Below are 18,302 nucleotides of genomic sequence, written 5' to 3' on the forward strand. Positions count from 1 at the left end.
GTTTTGCGGATCGTATTGAGATCAGGCCGCAGCCTTCATCTCCTTGTCGACCAGGGCGCGCAGCGCGCCGAGGTCCTTGGCGAAGGCGCGGATACCTTCGGCGAGCTTTTCCGTCGCCATGGCATCCTCGTTCAGCATCCAGCGGAAGGTCTTCTCGTCGATCTTGATCGGGGCGACGTGGCTGACGGTTTCTGGCGAGAGCCGGCGCTCGAGCTTGCCTTCGGCCTTGTCGAGTTCTTCCAGAAGCTGCGGGCTGATCGTCAGCCGGTCGCAGCCGGCCAGCGCCTCGATCTCGCCGGTGTTGCGGAACGAGGCGCCCATGACGATCGTCTTGATGCCGTTGGACTTGTAGTAGTCGTAGATCGCGCGCACCGAAAGCACGCCCGGATCGTCCTCGGCGGTGAACGTCTTGCCGGTGGCCTTGACGTGCCAGTCGAGGATGCGGCCGACGAAGGGCGAGATCAGGAAGGCGCCGGCATCGGCGCAGGCGATCGCCTGGGCCTTGTTGAAGAGCAGCGTCAGGTTGCAGTCGATGCCCTGCTTCTGCAGGACTTCGGCGGCGCGAATGCCTTCCCAGGTCGAGGCGAGCTTGATCAGGATGCGCTCGCGGCCAATGCCGCGCTCGTCATAGGCCTTGATGATGGCGCGCGCCTTGTCGATGGAAGCCTGCGTGTCGAAGGAGAGGTCGGCGTCGACTTCTGTGGAGACGCGTCCGGGCACGAGTTCGGAGAGCGCCGAACCGACGGAAATCGCCAGCCGGTCGGCGACGGCGGCGACGACGCCCTCGCGGCTGCCGCCCTGCGACTGACCCCAGCGCAGCGCCTCGGCGACGGCGTCGGCGAACATCGGCGTGTGCAGCGCCTTCAGGACGATGGTCGGGTTGGTCGTGCAGTCGACTGGCTTCAGGCGGGCGACGGCTTCGATGTCGCCGGTGTCCGCGACGACGGTCGTCATCGCACGCAATTGTTCAAGCTTGGAGGTCATGTTCGAGATCCCGTTCCGTGGTGTCCTGTGAAGCGCCGACCGTCGGCTCGAAACGATCGCCGTTGCCTTCGAGCACACGTGCGGCAGCTATACGGGATTTGACGCTTCCCGCGTCCGCGCACGCAAATGCACCCGGCGTCGGTGACGCTGCGGCACGAGCGACTATCGTCGTCGGCTCGCGCCGATGTCAAGCACTTTTGCTCACGCTGTTAAACATATGTCGCGGGGCTTGGGTTCCATGCTATGAGCGGTCGATTTGTCCACAGAACGGGTCGATACGGAGGCGCATTGGTGAAACTTAGGCGGGAGACGCACACAGCAATATCGGAGAGCGCGTCGCTGCGTCTTCGCGCGGCGTGGCTCTACTACAACCAGCGCATGACGCAGAAGGATGTCGCCGAAAAGCTCGGCGTCAGCCGGTCGACGGTGATCCGCATGCTCGACGAGGCGCTGAAGCGCGGGGAGGTGCAGATCTGGATCGACGAGGGCGTCGGCGACTGCGTGGAGCTGGCGACACGGTTGGAGCGGGCCTACGGCCTCGACGAGGCGGTGGTGGTGCCGGCGGCCGACAGCGCCGAGGGCACGGCCAAGAGCGTCGGGCTGGCGCTCGGCCAGTTTCTTACCGAGGCGATCCCAGACGACTGCACGATCGGCGTCGGCTGGGGCCGCACGCTGACCGCCTCGCTCGCAAGCTTCCGCCCGGCGCGGCGGGAGCGTGTCAAGGTCGTCTCGCTGCTCGGCGGCGTCGTCGAGGCGCATCACATCAACCCGATCGAATACAGTTGGCGGATTGCCAGCCAGCTCGGCGCCGAGTGCTATCTCTTTCTCGCCCCGCTGCTCGTCGACAGCCGCGAGACGAAGCGCAGCCTCATCGACAAATGCGGGCTGAAGCCGCTGTTCGAACTGGCGGAGACGATGGACATCGCCGTCGTTAGCTGCGGCGACATCGGGCCAGACTCCAGCTCGCTGTCGCGCGGCTTCCTGCCCCGCCAGGTGCTGGAGGAACTGGTGGCGGCCGGCTGCGTCTGCGATACGATGTGCAATTTTTTGGACGCCGAAGGACGCACCATCGATCATCCGATCCGCGACCGGGTCATGTCGATCGACCTCGACACGGTGAAGAAGGCAAACCACATCGTGCTCGTCTCCGGGGGCGCGCACCGCGCGCCGGCGATCCGTGCAACGATCCGGCGGATCGGCTGCAACACGCTGATCACCGACGAGGGGGCGGCGATGGCGATGCTGGAGCTGGCGGAAGCGCAGGCGGCGTAAGGGCGGTGTCGCCAACCTGCCCGATCGCGCAGGTTGGTGTCAGATCAGGTTGAGAAGTGCCGCGCGCGAAATCGCGCAGGTAATGTTCCGGGCGTCCAGCTTCACCACGGCCGTCGTCAGCGCCTCGACGACGCGCGAAAGGGGCAAGTCTGTCTCGATCACGATCTGCTCCGGTGGCTTGCCTTCGGCGCACAACGCCAGGCAACGCAGTTCGATGGCCGTAAGCTCCGGCTTGGCCTGGCGCGGCCGGGGTGATGAGTGCGAATCGACGGTGGACATGACGCGGTGATAGAGCGGGTTTCCGCGGTCGTTCCAGCCGAAGCTGACGGGATGCTTTATCAAACGTTATCCTGCTTTTGCGGCTTTCAGCAACTTTCGCGGAGTTTGCGGAAGGTTGAGCTGTAGGTCGCTTTCTCATCCAGGTTGTCGCGAAACGGCACGTGTCGACACCGTCCGGCACCCTTGCCTGTGTCCAAAGGTTTCGGGCTTGGCCATGTCGGTCGCGTCCGGCGGTTGCGGGTGGCGCTGTCCGGCGCTATGGGAAGCAAAACGATCAGCAACGGGAAGAGCCGCGTGACGCCGAAAGAACTGAAAGCCGCGCTTCGCAACGAGAAGCTGGCGCTTCGGGACAAAATGCCGGTGGAGGCCCGCATCGAGGGCAGTCTCGCCATGGCGGACCACGCCGGCGACGTGATCGCCATCGATCCCGGCGCAGTGATCTCGGGTTTCTGGCCGATTCGCTCCGAGGCCGACATTCGCCCGCTGATGGCGCGCTTGGCCGAGCGCGGCGCCCGGCTGTCGCTTCCCGTCGTGCTCGACCGGGAAACCATCGTCTTCCGCGAACTGGTGCGTGGCGCACCATTGATCCACACCGGTTTCGGCACGACGGGGCCGGGTCCCGAGGCCGCACTCCTCGATCCGGAAATCCTGCTGGTTCCGCTTTCGGCCTTTGATGTGAGCGGGCATCGGATCGGATACGGTGCGGGCCACTACGACCGGGCCATCGACCGGCTGCGCGCGAAAGGGCGCTCACCCCGCCTGATCGGCATCGCCTTCGACTGCCAGGAAGTGCCCTCGGTGCCGGCCGAAGCGCATGACGTGCCGCTCGATGCCGTCCTGACGGAGAGTGGTTTTCGGATATTCAACGGACAGGGTGGAGAGGGCTGATGCGCTTTCTGTTTTTGGGCGACATGGTGGGCAAGACGGGCAGGACCGCGGTGTGGAACCGGCTGCCAGGCCTGATCTCGGACCTCAAGCTCGATTTCGTCGTCGTCAACGGTGAGAACGCCGCCGGCGGCTTCGGCATCACCGAGGACATCTTCCAGGAGACGATCAACGCCGGCGCCGACGTGGTCACTACAGGCAACCATGTCTGGGACCAGAAGGAGGCGGTGACGTTTGCCAGCCGGCACGACCAGTTCCTGCGCCCGGCCAACTATCCGGCCGGGACGCCCGGCCGCGGCTCGAACCTGTTCTTCGCCAGGAACGGCGCCCGCGTGCTGGTCGCCAACGTCATGGGGCGGGTCTTCATGCACCCGGAACTGGACGACCCCTTCACGGCAGGCGAGGCGATCCTCGCATCCTGCCCGCTCGGCGAGCAGGCCGATGCGGTCATCTTCGACTTCCATGCCGAGGCGACCAGCGAGAAGCAGTGTTTTGGCCACTTCGTCGACGGACGCGCGAGCGTCGTCGTCGGCACCCATACCCATGTGCCGACCGCGGACTGCCAGATCCTCAACGGCGGCACCGGCTACATGTCGGATGCCGGCATGTGCGGCGACTACGACAGTTCGCTCGGGATGGACAAGGAGGAGCCGCTCAACCGCTTCATCTCGAAGATGCCGAAGGGCCGCTTCGAGGCGGCAAGCGGCCCGGCGACCATCTGCGGCGTCGGGGTGGAGATTTCCGACCGGACCGGGCTTGCCGAGAAGATCGCACCGCTACGGATCGGTCCACGGCTGTCGGAGACGATCCCGGATTTTTGGACCTGAGGGATTCGCCTTAAGATTGCGCTTGCGCGAATTTGAAACTAGGGCATGATTTTAGTATCGTGATTTAAAGTGATACAAAAATCGTGCAGATCCTTTATGATGAGAGCAAGCGCCGGGCGAACATCGCCAAGCATGGATATGATTTTGCCGAGCTGACGCTGGAGTTCTTTGCGGCGTCTACCATCGTTCCGGTAAAGCGAAATCGCCTGATGGCGATCGGTGTCTTGCGCAACGGCATTGTTGCGGTGGTGCTCGCCCGGCTCGGCTCGCAAGGCATCTCAATCATCTCGATGCGAAGGGCGAGCCGTAAGGAAAGGGCCGTTCATGAACGCTGGTAAGCACCCTATCCCACCGCTGAGCGACGAAGAGGAAGCGGAAATCCAGCGTGAGATCGCCGACGATCCGGACAGCGCCGAGGCCACCGATGAGGAACTGGCTCAGGCCCGTCCGTTCGCCGAGGCCCTTCCTGACCTGATGGAGGGCATCCGGCGCGCGCGCGGGCGGCCGTCCTTGGCGCGGTCGAAGCAGCAGATCTCGCTGCGGCTCGACCCCGAGGTGATCGAGAAGTTCAAGGCGACGGGCAAGGGCTGGCAGGCGCGCATCAACGAGGTGCTGAAGCGCGCCAAGGTCTGAGCGCGCACAAACCGCTTGCGAACCGCGGATCATTACCGCTGCTGTGTTGAGACTCTGCACCGTGACTTCGCACCCGCGTCACATCATCGGTCGAACGACTGAAGAACGCTCTACATCGGGCCTCACCTCGGCCACTGCCGCTGGTCCGCCGAAGTCTCGCCGAAGACAACGTGCGCGCGCACGCCAACGTCCGGCTCTTCGTCGGCGCTGAAATTTGCCTTGGCGATCTCCCAGCCGAATTTCAGGGTGCTGCCGGTGGAGGCCCAGATCGCGGCATCGTCCAGCCGCAGGGCCAGCATGGTAAGCCTCGGGTCGTCCATGCCGTGATCGTACCAGGCCTCAACAACCGAGTTCCAGAATTCATTGATTTTCGCCAGGTCCTTCTCGACGGTGATGCGGCCGGCGAGCGAGGCGTGATAGTCGTGATCCTTGCCGACGACGCAGAAGATGCCGCGTTCGCCGTTGCCCCCGCCGATCGCCTCGGCCAGGTCCGTGTCGGTCTTGGTGAAGAACCAGATCGTGTTCGTCTCCCGGTCGAGATGCGGGGCCATCGGCTGTGGGTGCATGCGGACCCGCTCAAGCCCGAGCATGCCGGCAGCGATCCGGTCGATCTCGTCGAAAAGCTGTTCGCGGGGGTTTTCGCGGGCGCGGGTCAGGCTCGTCATGAGATTGCTCCTTTGCAGTTCCAACTGCCGGCGCAACGTGCCGGAGAGGGCCATTGTTCCGGTGACGGGATTGTGAAGGCAGCCGCCGGGCCAGCAACTCGACCTGACAGGCCGCGGAAGGCATAGTGCCTTCGGTCGATGATCGGAGCCGCCGATGATGCAAGTCCGACTTCTTTCCCCGCTTGTCCTGCTTTGCGTCCTGGCCGTTGCCGGGGCGGCGCGTGCCCAGGAGCCGGCGAAGCCCCCCAGCCAGTGCCAGATGATCGCGCAGGCGCTGCCGGAGGCGGTCTTCGCGAGCGTCCGGTCCACCGGCGACGTCCAGAACGACGGCACCGTCGAGATCACCTACATCGGGCACTCCACTTTCTTCATCGAGACCGCGGGTGGCGTGAAGATCGCGACCGACTATAACGGCTGGTATCAGACACCATCGCTGCCGACCGTGGTGACGATGAACAGGGCGCACTCGAGCCACTACACGCTCATGCCCGATCCCGGTATCGCCCATGTGCTGCACGGCTGGCGCGACGACGGCGGGCCGGCCAACCACGACCTCGTTGTCGGCGACGTCTATATCCGCAACGTGCCGACCGACATCCGCGGATGGGGCGGAGCGATGCAGGAGAACGGCAACTCCATCTTCATCTTCGAGGTCGCGGGGCTTTGCATCGGCCATCTCGGCCATCTGCATCACGAACTGACCGGCAAGCAATATGCCGAGATCGGCCGGCTCGACGTGCTGATGGTGCCGGTCGACGGCGGCCTGACGATGGGGGCAGAGAGCATGAGCCGGGTGGTCGAGCGGTTGCGCTCGGCGCTGATCCTGCCGATGCACCGGCGCGGCCCGCCGATTGCGCAGTTCCTGTCGATGTTCGACGAGGATTTCGATGTTTCCATCGCCGACACGGCGAGTGTCGCGGTCTCCACCCGTTCCCTGCCGCGGCGACCGACGATCCTGGTCCTCAAGGGCGTCTGAGCGAAACAGCGGCCGCCGGCCGGCAGCGACGTTTTTGTCGGCCCTTCTGGACGGATGGCGTCAATGAAACTATAAGGCGCCATTTTCCAAAATCGGAGCCGCCGGGCCGGACTGGACGCGGATGGGTGCGCTCCCGAACCGAAACAGCGCCGGCCGTCGCTCCCGGAGCGGATCGTCGCCGTCGCGCCAGACAGATCAAGGGGTGTCATGGCAGGCCATTCACAGTTCAAGAACATCATGCATCGCAAGGGTCGCCAGGATTCCGTGCGCTCGAAAATGTTCTCCAAGCTCGCACGCGAAATCACCGTTGCCGCCAAGACGGGCATGCCCGATCCGGCCATGAACCCGCGGCTGCGGCTGGCGATCCAGAACGCCAAGGCGCAGTCGATGCCGAAGGACAACATCGAGCGCGCCATCAAGAAGGCCTCCGGCGGCGATGCGGAGAACTACGAGGAAGTCCGCTACGAGGGCTACGGACCAGGCGGAGTCGCCGTCATCGTCGAGGCACTGACCGACAACCGCAACCGCACCGCCTCCTCGGTCCGCTCGACCTTCACCAAGGCCGGCGGCGCGCTCGGCGAAACCGGTTCGGTTTCCTTCTCCTTCGACCACGTCGGCGAGATCACCTACAAGCTTTCGGCCGGCGACGCCGATAAGATGATGGAAGCGGCGATCGAGGCGGGCGCCGACGACGTCGAGACCGACGAGGAAGAACACACCATCTATTGCGCCTTCGAGAGCATCGGCGAGGTGTCCAAGGCGCTTGAAGGGACCCTCGGCGAGGCCGAGACGGTCAAGGCGATCTGGAAGGCGCAGAACACCGTGCCGGTCGACGAGGAAAAGGCGCAGTCGCTGATGAAGCTCATCGATACGCTCGAGGACGACGACGACGTACAGAACGTCTACTCGAACTTCGAGGTCTCCGACGAGGTGCTGGCCAAGCTTTCCGCCTGACGGGCAGACGTACCGATCAATATCCCGCCCGTGCCTTTCGAGGCGCGGGCTTTTTCATGACCTATCCTGCATGACTTACGACCTTGTCATCTTCGATTTCGACGGAACCCTTGCCGACTCCGGCGACTGGTTCATGACCGCAACCAACCAGGCGGCGGATCGCTTCGGCTTTCGCCGGATGTCGCGTCCGGAATTCGACGAACTGCGCTCCAAGGGCAACCACGAGATCATCGCCCACATGGGCGTGCCGTTCTGGAAGCTGCCGGCGATCGCGGCATTTATGCGCCGGCAGGCCGAGGCGCATGCTTCCGAGATCCGCCTGTTTGCCGGCGTCGAGCCGATGCTGGCTTCGCTGAAGGCGGCGGGCGCGCGCATCGCCATCGTCAGCTCCAATCGTGAGACGGTCGTTCGCACAGCACTCGGCGACAACGCCAGGCACATCGATCACTTCGGTTGCGGCGCTTCGCTGTTCGGAAAGGCGCTGCATTTTCGCCGGCTGTTGAAGGCGACGTCGGTGGCACCTGGGCGGGCGCTGTCAATCGGCGACGAAGCTCGCGACATCGAGGCGGCCCGCGATTGCGGCATCGCGGCCGGCTCGGTCGGCTGGGGTTACGCCGATCCGGGCTTCCTCAGGAGCCTCGGACCGGACCTGTTCTTCGCCAAGGTCGAGGATATTTCGGCCACGCTCGCCCGGACCGGCGGCTGAGATCAGGCGGCGAGCGCTGCCCGCGCCTTGGCAAACAGGCGCACGGATTTCAGCCGCGCTTCCATGTCGAAGACCGGCATGGAAATGATCAGTTCATCGGCCTTGGTCAGATCGAGGAAGCGGGCGATCTGGTCGCGAGCGGTTTTAGGTCCGCCGACCACAGCATATTGCAGCGTGTGTTCGACCATGATCTTTTCCTGCTCGCTCCAAAGCCCCTCCATGCTTTCGACCGGCGCCGGGAAGGCGGTCGGCGCGCCGCGGCGCAGCGCGACAAAGGACTGCTGCATGGAGGTGAAGTGAAACTTTGCTTCTTCGTCCGTGTCGGCCGCGACGCCCATGACGCCCACCATGACCTGGGGCTTGTCGAGATATTGCGACGGCTGGAAGCGCTCTCGGTAGATCTCCAGCGCCGACAGCAGCATGTCGGGCGCGAAATGCGAGGCGAAGGCGAAGGGCAGGCCGAGCATGCCGGCGAGATGGGCGGAATAGTGGCTAGAGCCCAGCAGCCAGACCGGGACGTTGCTGTCCGCACCGGGCACGGCGACGATCTTCTGGTTCGGCTGGACGGGGCCGAGCAGCGCCATCAGGTCGACCACGTCCTGCGGAAAATTCTCGGCCGAGGCTTCCATGTTTCGTCGCAAGGCGCGGGCGGTCAGCATGTCGGTGCCGGGGGCGCGGCCGAGCCCGAGATCGATGCGCCCGGGAAACAGCGCTTCCAGCGTGCCGAACTGCTCGGCGATGACGAGCGGCGAATGGTTCGGCAGCATGATGCCGCCGGCACCGACGCGGATGCTGTTCGTTCCGGCGGCGACATGCTGGATCACCTGCGACGTGGCGGCGCTGGCAATGCCGCGCATGCCGTGATGCTCGGCGAGCCAGACGCGCTTGTAGCCCTGTGCCTCCGCCTCTTGCGCCAGCCGCCGCGAGTTGGCGAGCGATTGGGCGACAGTGCCGCCTTCGACGACCGGGGAGAGATCGAGGATTGAGAACGGGATCATGGGGCGGGCCTCATCATGAAGAGTTTTGAATGAACTCCCATGTAGGTTCAATTCAGTGAAATCCAAACTGTCCGACGCCGTTTCCGACCGGCCTTGTGGATGTTTTTGTTTTGTTCACATTTCGCTGGCAGGGTCCGCCCGACAGGAATAGGATTCGACCATGCAGGGCACGATTCGCATCATCGGCATCGATCCGGGGCTTCGCCGCACCGGCTGGGGCATCATCGAGGCGCTCGGCAACTCGTTGCGTTTCGTCGCCTCCGGCACGGTGACCTCCGACGGCGACATGGATTTGGCCTCGCGGCTCTGCCAGTTGCATGACGGGCTGGCGGAGATCATCCATGCCCACCAGCCGGACGAGGCGGCGGTCGAGCAGACCTTCGTCAACAAGGACGCGACGGCGACGCTCAAGCTCGGGCAGGCGCGCGGCATCGCCATGCTGGTGCCGGCGCGCGCCGGCCTGCGGGTCGCCGAATATGCGCCGAACGCGGTGAAGAAGGCGGTGATCGGCGTCGGCCACGGCGACAAGCAGCAGATCCAGATGATGCTGAAGGTGCTGATGCCGAAGGCGGAGTTCAAGGGCAACGACGCCGCCGACGCGCTCGCCATCGCCATCTGCCACGCCCACAACCGCGGCAGCCTTGCCGGTCGGCTGGCCAAGCTCGCCGGTTGATTTGTTCTTGACTTGTTCTGGTAGTCGGAATATTTCTTACAAAGTAAGGAGTGCGGCCATGCGGGTGACATCCAAAGGACAAGTGACGATTCCGCGCGATCTGCGCGAGCTCGCCGGCATCGAGCCGAACAGCGAGGTCGTGTTTGCGATCGAAGGCGGCAAGCTGACAATCGTTCCCAAGGACGGAAAGCGCGAGGCGGAAGAGCGGGAGCGGCTGGATCGCTTTCTCGGCGCGCTGCGGCGAATGGCGGGAACGGGCGACCAGGCGCTGGACGCCGAGGCACTTGCGCGCATCACCCGGGATCGCGACTGATGGCGACCCTGGTGGATACGAACGTGCTGGTCGACCTCGCCGTGCGCGACCCTGTCTGGCACGACTGGTCGCTGGCGCAGCTTCTGGCGGCCAGCCGACGCGGCAGCGTGGTGATCAACCAGATCATCTATTCAGAGTTTTCCTATAGGTACGAACGGCCCGAAGAGGTGGAAGCCCTGCTGCCGGAGCCAGAATTCGTTCGGGAAGGGCTTCCGTGGTCGGCCGCTTTCGCCGCTGCGCAGGCGTTCCGACTCTACCGCGCCGGCGGCGGGCGCAAGGAGCGCGTGTTGCCGGATTTCTTCATCGGCGCCCATGCGGTTGTCCGCGGCTATCCCATCCTCACCCGCGATCCTACCGGATACCGGACCTATTTCCCGACCGTTGATTTGATAACGCCGGAGACCCACCCGTGACGAGCCAATCCATGACAATGCCATCCATGACGAGGAATGCGCAATGATCGGCAAACTCAAAGGCACTATCGACGAGATCGGCGACGACCATGTGGTCCTCGACGTCCATGGGGTTGGCTACGTCGCCTTCTGCTCGGCGCGGACGCTTGGCAAGCTCGGTTCGGCCGGCGAGGCGGCGGTGCTGTTCATCGAGACCTATGTGCGCGAGGACCAGTTAAAACTGTTCGGCTTTCTGTCGGCGCTGGAGCGGGAGTGGTTCCGGCTCCTGCAGAGCGTGCAGGGGGTCGGCTCGAAGGTGGCGCTGGCGGTGCTGTCGACGCTGACGCCGGGTGAGCTTGCCAACGCGATCGCGCTGCAGGACAAGGTGCAGGTGTCGCGGGCGCCGGGCGTCGGGCCGAAGGTGGCCGTGCGCATCATCACCGAATTGAAGAACAAGGCGCCGGCCTTCGCCGGTGACGCCGGGCAGGCCATCGGCCTGAAGCAGGAGATCGGCGAGGGCGTGGCGCCGGCCCCGGTCGCCGACGCCGTCTCGGCGCTCACCAATCTTGGCTATTCGCGCGACCAGGCGGCGAACGCCGTCGCCGCGGCGCTGAAGAACGGCGGCGAGGGCGCCGACAGCGCCAAGCTGATCCGGTTGGGGTTGAAGGAGTTGGCGCGGTAGTAGGAAAAATCGGAACCTTGCGGAGAAAAGTGATATGTTCCTACGAAATACAGCTTTTCGGAGGTTCAGGTGAAAAGTTGGACCGTCACGGTGTCGTCAAAGGGGCAGGTCACGATGCCTAAGGAAATGCGGGAAGAACTTCATCTGCGGCCGGGTGACCAACTGATCTACAGCATCATCGACGGACAGGTGGTCGTTACGCCCAAGAATGTGGATTTCAACGATCTTGCGGGGCTGCTCGGAAGCCCGCCAAATGGCCGCTTCACACTGCAAGAGATCGACGAGGCTGTGCTGCAGGCTGCGGGCACCAATGCGCTTGACGTCAGTGATGACGAGAGTCCGGATGCTGCTGCATGAAGATGTTTGGCCTTGATACGAACGTCGTTATCAGGCTCCTGACGAATGACGATCCTTCACAGCGGCAGGCGGCTCTTAAGTTCGGCGCTGGTCTTGGAAGGGACTATCGGGCCTTTCTGTCGCTGGTCAGCATCCTTGAACTCGATTGGGCGCTGCGGTCGAAACTCGGCTTCACGAAGAACGACGTGGTCGCCGCCATCAATAAACTGCTACAAACCCGCGGGCTTGTCGTCGAACACCACAATTTGGTCCTGAAGGCGCTCGATCTCGTGGAAACGAACAACGCGGACCTCGCAGACGCGCTCATCGCTTGCCGGTCGATCGAGGAAGGTTGCGTTTCCGTGAAGACCTTCGAACTGAAAGCTGCACGAAAAGTGCCCGGAATGGAACTTCTGACATGACCGAAGCCGCACGGCTCATCTCCTCCGAACGGCGCGGCGAGGATGTCGATGCCGCGCTGCGCCCGCAGACGCTCGACGACTTCACCGGCCAGGCGGAGGCCCGCGCCAACCTGAAGATCTTCATCGAGGCGGCGAAGAACCGCGGCGAGGCACTCGACCACGTGCTGTTCGTCGGCCCGCCCGGGCTCGGCAAGACGACGCTGGCGCAGATCATGGCGAAGGAACTGGGCGTCAATTTCCGCTCGACCTCGGGGCCGGTGATCGCCAAGGCGGGTGACCTCGCCGCGCTTTTGACCAACCTGGAAGAGCGCGACGTGCTCTTCATCGACGAGATCCACCGGCTCAATCCGGCGGTCGAAGAAATCCTCTACCCGGCGATGGAGGATTTCCAGCTCGACCTGATCATCGGCGAGGGGCCGGCGGCGCGCTCGGTGAAGATCGACCTGTCGAAGTTCACGCTGGTGGCGGCGACGACGCGGCTCGGCCTTTTGACGACGCCGCTGCGCGATCGCTTCGGCATTCCGGTGCGGCTCAACTTCTACACGGTCGAGGAGCTGGAATCGATCGTGCGGCGCGGGGCGCGGCTGATGGGTCTCGGCATGACCGACGAGGGGGCGCGCGAGATCGCCCGCCGGGCGCGCGGTACGCCGCGCATCGCCGGCCGGCTGCTGCGGCGGGTGCGCGACTTTGCGGAAGTGGCGAAGGCCGAGGCGGTGACGAAGACGATCGCCGACGAGGCACTGACACGGCTGCTGGTCGACAACATGGGCCTCGACCAACTCGACCGGCGCTACCTGTCGATGATCGCGCACAATTTCGGCGGCGGGCCGGTCGGCATCGAGACGATCGCCGCGGGCCTGTCGGAGCCGCGCGACGCGATCGAGGACATCATCGAGCCCTACATGATCCAGCAGGGCTTCATCCAGCGGACGCCACGCGGCCGCGTGCTGACGGCGAACGCCTGGAAGCACCTGGGGCTGCAGCCGCCGAAGGACCTGGAGACGTCGCAGTTCCGGCTGTTTTCCGGGGAGGATTGATGTGATTACCCGGCGCGGTCTGCTGAAGGCTTTGGGCGGCCTCGCCTTCACCGGCTTCGCAACCAGCAGCTACGCCTTCGGCATCGAGCCGATGCTCAGGCTTCGCACCGCCGAATACCGGCTGCGCCCGTATCGTCGCGCTCGCCGATATTCACGCCTGCGAGCCGTGGATGAGTGCAAAGCGCATCGGCCGGATCTGCGAGGCGGCCAACGCGCTCGACGGCGATCTGATCGTGCTTCTCGGCGACTACGCCGCCGGCATGCACCTGGTGACCGGCTATGTCCACTCCAAGGACTGGTCGAAGGCAATGTCCATCCTGCGCGCACCGCTCGGCGTCCATGCCATCATGGGAAACCACAACTGGTGGGAGGACCTGACTGCGCAGGGCGCCGGAGGCATGTCGGCGTCGATGTATATGCAAACACGGCGCGGCGGTTGGAAAAGGACGGCAACGCCTTCTGGTTGGCCGGGATCGAGGACCAGCTCGCCCCGCGGCCCGGCAAGCGATGGAGCCGCAAATCCTTCGTCGGGCTCGACGACCTCGACGGCACGCTGGCGCTGGTGACGGACGATGCCCCGGTGATGCTGCTCGCGCACGAGCCGGACGTCTTTCCGCGCGTGCCGTCGCGCGTGTGCCTGACGCTGTCCGGCCATACTCACGGAGGCCAGGTCCGGCTTCTCGGCTATGCACCCGTCGTGCCTTCGGCCTATGGCAGCCGCTATGCCTACGGGCAGGTGGTTGAGCAGGGGCACGACATGATCGTTTCCGGAGGGCTCGGCTGCTCGATTGCGCCGATCCGCTTCGGCTCGCCACCGGAAATCACGGTCATCGAACTCGCCGGAGCCGTTGGAATGCGCCATAGCCACCGCGTGGCGAAGCCGCGTTCTGCCGGCTGGCCCCGTCGTCCGTCCGGGACAAGGCTGATGCTCGTCGCCTGCGTCGCGGCGGGCATTGGTACACAGGTCGGTCAAAAAAGCGTATTTTTAGGCCTCCGGACAGAATCGAGGTCCACAATGGCCGCCTATCTGATCGCCGACGTCGACGTGTTCGACGCGACCGTTTTCGAGGAATACAAGCGGGAGGTTCCGGCAACCGAAGTGCGCTTCGGCGGACGATACCTCGGCCGCGGCGGCACAACCCAGGTATTGGAGGGGGACTGGGAGCCGCATCGCCTTGTCGTGCTGGAGTTCCCGGACATGTCTTCCTTACTGGGGTGGTACAACTCACCGGAATATGCGCGGCTCAAGGCCATTCGCGAACGGTGTGCGAACACCCGGATAATCGCGCTCGAAGGTGTCTAGGGCAGACGGCGTGAAAAGGAGTCACGCCATCTACGTTTCTGTTCGTTTGCATGCCCTTGCTCCGAAACCGCTGCAGGTTTTCGGGCGACTTGCCGCAGGAAACGCCGGTCGCCATACTTCCGCAGCGCGGACGGCCGGACGACCGGCCTTGCTGCGGGAGAGACGTCGCGGTCTCTCCCGCCACGGACGCACATCCGCCATCAGTGGCTGATGGTGGTGCCCGAACCTGAGCCGGAGCCTGAGCCGACCTTGATGTGGCGGGTCTGTTCGTGCGCTGGGTTCTTCGGCAGCGTGATGGTGAGAACACCGTTCGTCATGTCGGCATGGACGTCATCGGGATTGATCGCGTGCGGTACGCGGATCGCGCGCTGGAACTGGCCGAAGGAGCGCTCGGTGAAGTGATAGTTCTCCTTCTCCTCCTTCGTTTCCGTGCGCTTTTCGCCGCGGATCGTCAGGAGATCGTCATCGAGGGTAACCTCGACGTCCTCGTCGGCCACGCCCGGCAATTCCGCGGTGATGCGGATCTGGTTTTCGGTTTCGGAAACATTGATCCGAGGCGTCAGCAAGCCCTCCTCACGTTCCGCCATCGGCAGTCTCGTGCCGTGGAACACCTCGTCGAACAGCCGGTTCATGCCCTGTTGCAGGGAGAAAAAGGGGTCGTTGCTCATGGAGGTGCCGGAAAATGGCATCAGCGAACGACGTGCCATGATAGTCACTCCTTCATCGACTGAAGGCCGGTCACTGTAGGGATGCCGTCATATCCGGTCACCGGCCAACAAGGCCTGATAGGCGCACTTGCGCATCCCGGTATTGAAGAAATTTTATCGCAATGGATGGGCAATTGGAACCTTGGGATACCGTCCGCGACGGCAAGTCGCAGCTTCCAAGACCGGACAAGAACACGCATCTGCGGCCCTTCCTCTATCGTGACGCGACAAGGTCGGTGACAACCGCACGGAGTCGCGACTCACCGCCCGGCATCCAGCCGATCGTCCTGATTTTTTCGGTCGTCATGGGATTGAAGGCTGTGAGGTCGGCAGCTTCCGGCAGCGGGTGCGGGCAGCCAGTCGCGCCTTGCACGATTGCGAGGATGGCACGGGTATCGACCAGCACGTCGGAGACGTTGAAGATCTTGCTGCTGACGCCGGCGGGATCGGCCTCGAGCATCAGCCGGACGGCGGCGGCGACGTCGTCGCCGTGGACTTCGGTGCCGGCGCGGACGGGAACCGGGCGGCCGGCGCGGTAGTCGTCGAACAGCGATTGCCATTTGTGCGACCGGCCGGGGCCGGCGGGGCCGTAGACGCCGGTGACGCGCAGGCTGGTGGCGATGTAGGCATCGTCGTCGAGCGCCAGCAGGTGGCGCTCGACCTCTAGCTTGACCTGCCCGTACAGCGTATCCGGCTGCGGCTGCATCTCTTCCGAAAGCACCACACCGGGGGGCTGCGGGCCGTAGACGGCGCGGCTGGAGAGGAAGATGCAGTGGCGTATGCCGGCCCGTCTGGCCGTTTCAAACAGGCGCACGGAGCCATCGAGATTGGCGCGGCGGAAGCCGGCCGGGTCGTCGCCTTCGCCGCTGCGATATTTTCCGGGCAGGTGCGAGAAGGCCGCATGGACGAAATGGTCGATGTCCTTGAAGGCGTCGACCTGGTTGAGGTTGGGGTCGAGGACGAGCGGAACGACGCGCACGTCCTCGGAGAAGAAGCCGGCTGGGGGCGGCGATCGACCGCCGACGGTGACTTCGTGGCCGTGCGCCAACAGGTGCTCGACGACGAAGCGGCCGACATAGCCGCTGCCGCCGGAGACGAGGACGCGGCTCATGGGCCGGTGCGGCCGGCCTGCGCGGCGGCGGCCGTCGGGGCAGGATTGGGCAGGCTGTCGATGTCGGGGATCGGTGCCCCGTCGTGGAAGGCCTGCCAGAGCGCGATCAGCGGCGCCAGCTTCTCCGCCTTCGGGTGGTTCTCCTCCCAGGGCTTCTCATACTGGTAGTGCAGGACGTGAATGCTTCTCCAGTCCCAGAGTTGCGGCAGGTTGAACCAGACGTATTGTAGCATGTTCATGAAGACCGGGAGGCCGTGCCACTCCGGGAAGAAGGCCTGCAGGAAGGTCTGGTCGGTGCGCGGCCAGAAGGCGTCCGGTGCGTCGAGCCGTTCCAGCATGGCCGAGAAGGTGGCGGTCGAGGGGCGGGCGACGAAGACGCCGGAGTTCAGCCGGTGGAAGTCGGCGAGGCTCTCGTAGACGTTGGGGGCGGCGGAAAACTCGGGGTAGGAGAAGAGCCGATCGATGTTCTTCAGCACGATCGCGTCGGCGTCGACGAAGATGCAGGCTTCGTACTCGACCAATTGCCAGAGCCGGAGCTTGACGAAATTGTCGAGCGGGGTGTGGAACGCCGGCTTGCGCCCCTTGGTGAACGGGGCGGCACCATGCAGGGCGGTGCGGGCGTGGCGGGCGTTGAAGGCGTCGGAGAGCGGCAGCAGATCGGCCTCGACGAGACGGCAGCCGAGGGCGGCGAGGGAGCTGCGCTGTTCTTCCGCCAGTGCCGCCGTGTGCAGCATGACGATATCGGCCTGCGTGCCGGTCTTGAGAAGCGAGCGGACGAGCGCGGTGGCGCCCTTCGCATAGTCCGCATTGGTGATGAGCGTCACATAGGCGTATCGCGCCGCGGGCGGTCTGCTGCGTCTGAGGCCGGCTTCTGACGCGTCTGCCGTCATGATACCGATTTGAGCCTCCGGCCTTCGGGATCGGCGTTGAGGGTGGCGGCGATGTCGCGCGTCCAGGCGGAAATGGCCGGAACGCGCGAGCGGTCGACGCGGTAGGCGAATTTTTTCGCCACGTCGACGATCTCGGACAGCAGGCCGTTTTCCAGCGTGGTGGGATCGAGGCCAAGCGCACGGAACTTGTCATTTTCGACGACGAGGTCGTTTTCGGCAGCCTCCTTGCGCGGGTTCGGCAGCCAGGCGATCTCGCTGCCGGTGAGGCCGGCGACGAGTTGGGCGAGGTCGCGGATGCGGTGGGTCTCGGTCATCTGGTTGAAGATCTCGACCCGGTCGCCGCGGGCGGGCGGGTTGGCCAGCGCCAGCTCGATGCAGCGCACCGAATCCTGGATGTGGATGAAGGCGCGGGTCTGGCCGCCGGTACCGTGCACCGTCAGCGGATAGCCGATCGCCGCCTGGATCAGGAAGCGGTTGAGCACGGTGCCGTAGTCGCCGTCATAGTCGAAGCGGTTGACGAGTTGCGGGTGCCGGCGCGTCTCGCTGGTGTGGGTGCCCCAGACGATGCCCTGATGCAGGTCGGTGATGCGCAGGCCGTCGTTCTTCGCATAGAACTGGAAGAGCAGCTGATCCAGGCACTTGGTCATGTGGTAGATCGAGCCGGGATTGGCGGGGTAGAGGATCTCCTGGCGGGCGGTGCGGCCATCCGTCGTCTCGATGCCGACCGGCAGGTAGCCTTCGGGGATCGCGGCGCCGACCGTCGAATAGCCATAGACGCCCATGGTGCCGAGATGGACGAGGTGGGCATCGAGGCCGGTCTCGACCAGCGCATTGAGGAGATTGTGGGTCGCCGTGACGTTGTTGTTGACCGTGTAATTCTTGTGGCGGTCGCTCTTCATCGAATAAGGGGCGGCGCGCTGCTCGGCGAAGTGGATCACCGCATCGGGCCGCTCTTCGCCCAGCCAGTTCTTCAGGCGCTCGTAGTCGCGAGCGAGGTCGATCAGGTGGAAATGGATGCGGCGGCCGGTTTCGGCATGCCAGACGCGGGTGCGCTCCTGGATCGAGTCCATCGGGGTCAGCGACTGCACGCCGAGCTCGGTGTCGATCCAGCGGCGGGAGAGATTGTCGAGGATATGGATCTCGTGACCGGCGTTGGAGAGGTGCAGCGAGGTGGGCCAGCCCACGAAACCGTCACCGCCGAGAACCGCAATCTTCATCGCCGATACCATGGAATACCCCCATGCGTTGAGACCGCTC

At 64.5% G+C, this 18,302-nt stretch carries 24 protein-coding genes and 1 pseudogene; 17 read left to right on the forward strand and 8 right to left on the reverse strand.

Annotated features, from left to right (window positions below):
* Positions 1-21: 21 nt before the first annotated feature.
* Positions 22-984: a transaldolase gene (tal, locus tag J2Y48_RS20560; protein ID WP_310421786.1), complete on the reverse strand. Its 963-nt coding sequence runs from the start codon at positions 982-984 to the stop codon at positions 22-24.
* Positions 985-1,272: 288 nt separating this feature from the next.
* On the opposite strand from tal, the gene J2Y48_RS20565 reads away from it, so the two are divergent.
* On the forward strand, positions 1,273-2,256 hold the full coding sequence (locus tag J2Y48_RS20565) for a sugar-binding transcriptional regulator (protein ID WP_310421789.1): 984 nt from the start codon (positions 1,273-1,275) through the stop codon (positions 2,254-2,256).
* A 39-nt stretch (positions 2,257-2,295) separates the two neighbouring features.
* Here the strand turns inward: J2Y48_RS20565 and J2Y48_RS20570 are convergent, their stop codons facing one another.
* Positions 2,296-2,598: a LuxR family transcriptional regulator gene (locus J2Y48_RS20570; RefSeq protein WP_310421792.1), complete on the reverse strand. Its 303-nt coding sequence runs from the start codon at positions 2,596-2,598 to the stop codon at positions 2,296-2,298.
* A gap of 231 nt (positions 2,599-2,829) precedes the next feature.
* Between J2Y48_RS20570 and J2Y48_RS20575 the strand changes: the two genes are divergently transcribed.
* The 4 genes from J2Y48_RS20575 to J2Y48_RS20590 all read left to right on the forward strand — a co-directional run bounded on the left by J2Y48_RS20575 (position 2,830) and on the right by J2Y48_RS20590 (position 4,880).
* On the forward strand, positions 2,830-3,423 hold the full coding sequence (locus J2Y48_RS20575) for a 5-formyltetrahydrofolate cyclo-ligase (RefSeq protein ID WP_310421795.1): 594 nt from the start codon (positions 2,830-2,832) through the stop codon (positions 3,421-3,423).
* Positions 3,423-4,247, forward strand: coding sequence for a TIGR00282 family metallophosphoesterase (locus tag J2Y48_RS20580; protein ID WP_310421798.1), 825 nt, complete (start codon positions 3,423-3,425; stop codon positions 4,245-4,247). Before J2Y48_RS20575 ends, J2Y48_RS20580 begins: the two co-directional genes overlap by 1 nt.
* A gap of 83 nt (positions 4,248-4,330) precedes the next feature.
* Positions 4,331-4,585, forward strand: coding sequence for a BrnT family toxin (locus J2Y48_RS20585; protein WP_310421801.1), 255 nt, complete (start codon positions 4,331-4,333; stop codon positions 4,583-4,585).
* Positions 4,572-4,880: a BrnA antitoxin family protein gene (locus J2Y48_RS20590; RefSeq protein ID WP_310421803.1), complete on the forward strand. Its 309-nt coding sequence runs from the start codon at positions 4,572-4,574 to the stop codon at positions 4,878-4,880. The genes J2Y48_RS20585 and J2Y48_RS20590 overlap by 14 nt, the downstream gene beginning before the upstream one ends.
* A 122-nt stretch (positions 4,881-5,002) precedes the next feature.
* On the opposite strand, the gene J2Y48_RS20595 is transcribed toward J2Y48_RS20590, so the two are convergent.
* Entirely contained in the window at positions 5,003-5,545 is a 543-nt protein-coding gene (locus J2Y48_RS20595) for a pyridoxamine 5'-phosphate oxidase family protein (RefSeq protein ID WP_310421806.1), read from the reverse strand.
* 157 nt (positions 5,546-5,702) lie between these two features.
* Between J2Y48_RS20595 and J2Y48_RS20600 the strand changes: the two genes are divergently transcribed.
* The 3 genes from J2Y48_RS20600 (at position 5,703) to J2Y48_RS20610 (ending at position 8,181) form a co-directional block, all read left to right on the forward strand.
* Complete coding sequence (locus J2Y48_RS20600) at positions 5,703-6,521, forward strand: MBL fold metallo-hydrolase (RefSeq protein ID WP_310421986.1); 819 nt, start codon at positions 5,703-5,705, stop codon at positions 6,519-6,521.
* 207 nt (positions 6,522-6,728) lie between these two features.
* Positions 6,729-7,475: a YebC/PmpR family DNA-binding transcriptional regulator gene (locus tag J2Y48_RS20605; RefSeq protein WP_310421809.1), complete on the forward strand. Its 747-nt coding sequence runs from the start codon at positions 6,729-6,731 to the stop codon at positions 7,473-7,475.
* Positions 7,476-7,545: 70 nt separating this feature from the next.
* Positions 7,546-8,181 (forward strand): HAD hydrolase-like protein, encoded by a 636-nt coding sequence (locus J2Y48_RS20610; protein ID WP_310421812.1) that lies wholly within the window; start codon positions 7,546-7,548, stop codon positions 8,179-8,181.
* A 2-nt stretch (positions 8,182-8,183) separates the two neighbouring features.
* Here the strand turns inward: J2Y48_RS20610 and J2Y48_RS20615 are convergent, their stop codons facing one another.
* Positions 8,184-9,179: an LLM class flavin-dependent oxidoreductase gene (locus J2Y48_RS20615; protein WP_310421816.1), complete on the reverse strand. Its 996-nt coding sequence runs from the start codon at positions 9,177-9,179 to the stop codon at positions 8,184-8,186.
* Between the two features lie 160 nt (positions 9,180-9,339).
* On the opposite strand from J2Y48_RS20615, the gene ruvC reads away from it, so the two are divergent.
* From ruvC to J2Y48_RS20660, 9 genes and pseudogenes are all read left to right on the forward strand, one after another.
* Positions 9,340-9,852, forward strand: coding sequence for a crossover junction endodeoxyribonuclease RuvC (gene ruvC / locus J2Y48_RS20620; protein WP_310421819.1), 513 nt, complete (start codon positions 9,340-9,342; stop codon positions 9,850-9,852).
* Positions 9,853-9,910: 58 nt separating this feature from the next.
* Positions 9,911-10,165 carry an AbrB/MazE/SpoVT family DNA-binding domain-containing protein gene (locus tag J2Y48_RS20625; RefSeq protein ID WP_310421822.1) on the forward strand — a complete coding sequence of 85 codons (255 nt, stop codon included), beginning with the start codon at positions 9,911-9,913 and terminating at the stop codon, positions 10,163-10,165.
* The gene (locus J2Y48_RS20630; RefSeq protein ID WP_310421824.1) at positions 10,165-10,578 is read left to right on the forward strand and encodes a type II toxin-antitoxin system VapC family toxin; all 414 of its coding nucleotides are present in this window, start codon (positions 10,165-10,167) and stop codon (positions 10,576-10,578) included. Before J2Y48_RS20625 ends, J2Y48_RS20630 begins: the two co-directional genes overlap by 1 nt.
* A gap of 43 nt (positions 10,579-10,621) precedes the next feature.
* Positions 10,622-11,239, forward strand: a complete 618-nt coding sequence (gene ruvA, locus J2Y48_RS20635; protein WP_310421827.1) for a Holliday junction branch migration protein RuvA — start codon at positions 10,622-10,624, stop codon at positions 11,237-11,239.
* Positions 11,240-11,308: 69 nt separating this feature from the next.
* The gene (locus J2Y48_RS20640) at positions 11,309-11,596 is read left to right on the forward strand and encodes an AbrB/MazE/SpoVT family DNA-binding domain-containing protein (RefSeq protein ID WP_310421831.1); all 288 of its coding nucleotides are present in this window, start codon (positions 11,309-11,311) and stop codon (positions 11,594-11,596) included.
* Positions 11,593-11,997: a type II toxin-antitoxin system VapC family toxin gene (locus tag J2Y48_RS20645; protein ID WP_310421834.1), complete on the forward strand. Its 405-nt coding sequence runs from the start codon at positions 11,593-11,595 to the stop codon at positions 11,995-11,997. The genes J2Y48_RS20640 and J2Y48_RS20645 overlap by 4 nt, the downstream gene beginning before the upstream one ends.
* The gene (gene ruvB / locus J2Y48_RS20650; protein WP_310421837.1) at positions 11,994-13,034 is read left to right on the forward strand and encodes a Holliday junction branch migration DNA helicase RuvB; all 1,041 of its coding nucleotides are present in this window, start codon (positions 11,994-11,996) and stop codon (positions 13,032-13,034) included. Before J2Y48_RS20645 ends, ruvB begins: the two co-directional genes overlap by 4 nt.
* A 1-nt stretch (position 13,035) precedes the next feature.
* Positions 13,036-13,872: pseudogene (locus J2Y48_RS20655) on the forward strand (metallophosphoesterase); the annotation flags it as partial.
* Between the two features lie 177 nt (positions 13,873-14,049).
* Positions 14,050-14,337 carry a DUF1330 domain-containing protein gene (locus J2Y48_RS20660; RefSeq protein ID WP_310421989.1) on the forward strand — a complete coding sequence of 96 codons (288 nt, stop codon included), beginning with the start codon at positions 14,050-14,052 and terminating at the stop codon, positions 14,335-14,337.
* Between the two features lie 200 nt (positions 14,338-14,537).
* Here the strand turns inward: J2Y48_RS20660 and J2Y48_RS20665 are convergent, their stop codons facing one another.
* The 4 genes from J2Y48_RS20665 to J2Y48_RS20680 form a co-directional block, all read right to left on the reverse strand.
* Complete coding sequence (locus tag J2Y48_RS20665; RefSeq protein ID WP_310421840.1) at positions 14,538-15,044, reverse strand: Hsp20/alpha crystallin family protein; 507 nt, start codon at positions 15,042-15,044, stop codon at positions 14,538-14,540.
* Positions 15,045-15,258: 214 nt separating this feature from the next.
* Entirely contained in the window at positions 15,259-16,155 is an 897-nt protein-coding gene (locus tag J2Y48_RS20670; protein WP_310421843.1) for an NAD(P)-dependent oxidoreductase, read from the reverse strand.
* Entirely contained in the window at positions 16,152-17,045 is an 894-nt protein-coding gene (locus tag J2Y48_RS20675; RefSeq protein ID WP_310421846.1) for a glycosyltransferase, read from the reverse strand. Before J2Y48_RS20675 ends, J2Y48_RS20670 begins: the two co-directional genes overlap by 4 nt.
* On the reverse strand, positions 17,042-18,262 hold the full coding sequence (locus tag J2Y48_RS20680) for an NAD-dependent epimerase/dehydratase family protein (RefSeq protein WP_310421992.1): 1,221 nt from the start codon (positions 18,260-18,262) through the stop codon (positions 17,042-17,044). Before J2Y48_RS20680 ends, J2Y48_RS20675 begins: the two co-directional genes overlap by 4 nt.
* Positions 18,263-18,302 lie beyond the last annotated feature (40 nt).

The organism is Mycoplana sp. BE70, assembly GCF_031455855.1.
Classification (GTDB): Bacteria; Pseudomonadota; Alphaproteobacteria; order Rhizobiales; family Rhizobiaceae; genus Mycoplana.

Bases quoted from the DNA above. Each gene is read 5' to 3' on its own strand.
- J2Y48_RS20645 (WP_310421834.1), top strand. From the start codon at position 11,593: ATGAAGATGTTTGGCCTTGATACGAACGTCGTTATCAGGCTCCTGACG.
- J2Y48_RS20600 (WP_310421986.1), top strand. From the start codon at position 5,703: ATGCAAGTCCGACTTCTTTCCCCGCTTGTCCTGCTTTGCGTCCTGGCC.
- J2Y48_RS20670 (WP_310421843.1), bottom strand. From the start codon at position 16,155: ATGAGCCGCGTCCTCGTCTCCGGCGGCAGCGGCTATGTCGGCCGCTTC.
- ruvA (WP_310421827.1), top strand. From the start codon at position 10,622: ATGATCGGCAAACTCAAAGGCACTATCGACGAGATCGGCGACGACCAT.
- J2Y48_RS20665 (WP_310421840.1), bottom strand. From the start codon at position 15,044: ATGGCACGTCGTTCGCTGATGCCATTTTCCGGCACCTCCATGAGCAAC.
- J2Y48_RS20680 (WP_310421992.1), bottom strand. From the start codon at position 18,262: ATGAAGATTGCGGTTCTCGGCGGTGACGGTTTCGTGGGCTGGCCCACC.
- ruvC (WP_310421819.1), top strand. From the start codon at position 9,340: ATGCAGGGCACGATTCGCATCATCGGCATCGATCCGGGGCTTCGCCGC.
- J2Y48_RS20590 (WP_310421803.1), top strand. From the start codon at position 4,572: ATGAACGCTGGTAAGCACCCTATCCCACCGCTGAGCGACGAAGAGGAA.
- J2Y48_RS20625 (WP_310421822.1), top strand. From the start codon at position 9,911: ATGCGGGTGACATCCAAAGGACAAGTGACGATTCCGCGCGATCTGCGC.
- ruvB (WP_310421837.1), top strand. From the start codon at position 11,994: ATGACCGAAGCCGCACGGCTCATCTCCTCCGAACGGCGCGGCGAGGAT.
- J2Y48_RS20595 (WP_310421806.1), bottom strand. From the start codon at position 5,545: ATGACGAGCCTGACCCGCGCCCGCGAAAACCCCCGCGAACAGCTTTTC.
- J2Y48_RS20675 (WP_310421846.1), bottom strand. From the start codon at position 17,045: ATGACGGCAGACGCGTCAGAAGCCGGCCTCAGACGCAGCAGACCGCCC.
- J2Y48_RS20605 (WP_310421809.1), top strand. From the start codon at position 6,729: ATGGCAGGCCATTCACAGTTCAAGAACATCATGCATCGCAAGGGTCGC.
- J2Y48_RS20630 (WP_310421824.1), top strand. From the start codon at position 10,165: ATGGCGACCCTGGTGGATACGAACGTGCTGGTCGACCTCGCCGTGCGC.
- J2Y48_RS20615 (WP_310421816.1), bottom strand. From the start codon at position 9,179: ATGATCCCGTTCTCAATCCTCGATCTCTCCCCGGTCGTCGAAGGCGGC.
- J2Y48_RS20610 (WP_310421812.1), top strand. From the start codon at position 7,546: ATGACTTACGACCTTGTCATCTTCGATTTCGACGGAACCCTTGCCGAC.
- J2Y48_RS20580 (WP_310421798.1), top strand. From the start codon at position 3,423: ATGCGCTTTCTGTTTTTGGGCGACATGGTGGGCAAGACGGGCAGGACC.
- tal (WP_310421786.1), bottom strand. From the start codon at position 984: ATGACCTCCAAGCTTGAACAATTGCGTGCGATGACGACCGTCGTCGCG.
- J2Y48_RS20660 (WP_310421989.1), top strand. From the start codon at position 14,050: ATGGCCGCCTATCTGATCGCCGACGTCGACGTGTTCGACGCGACCGTT.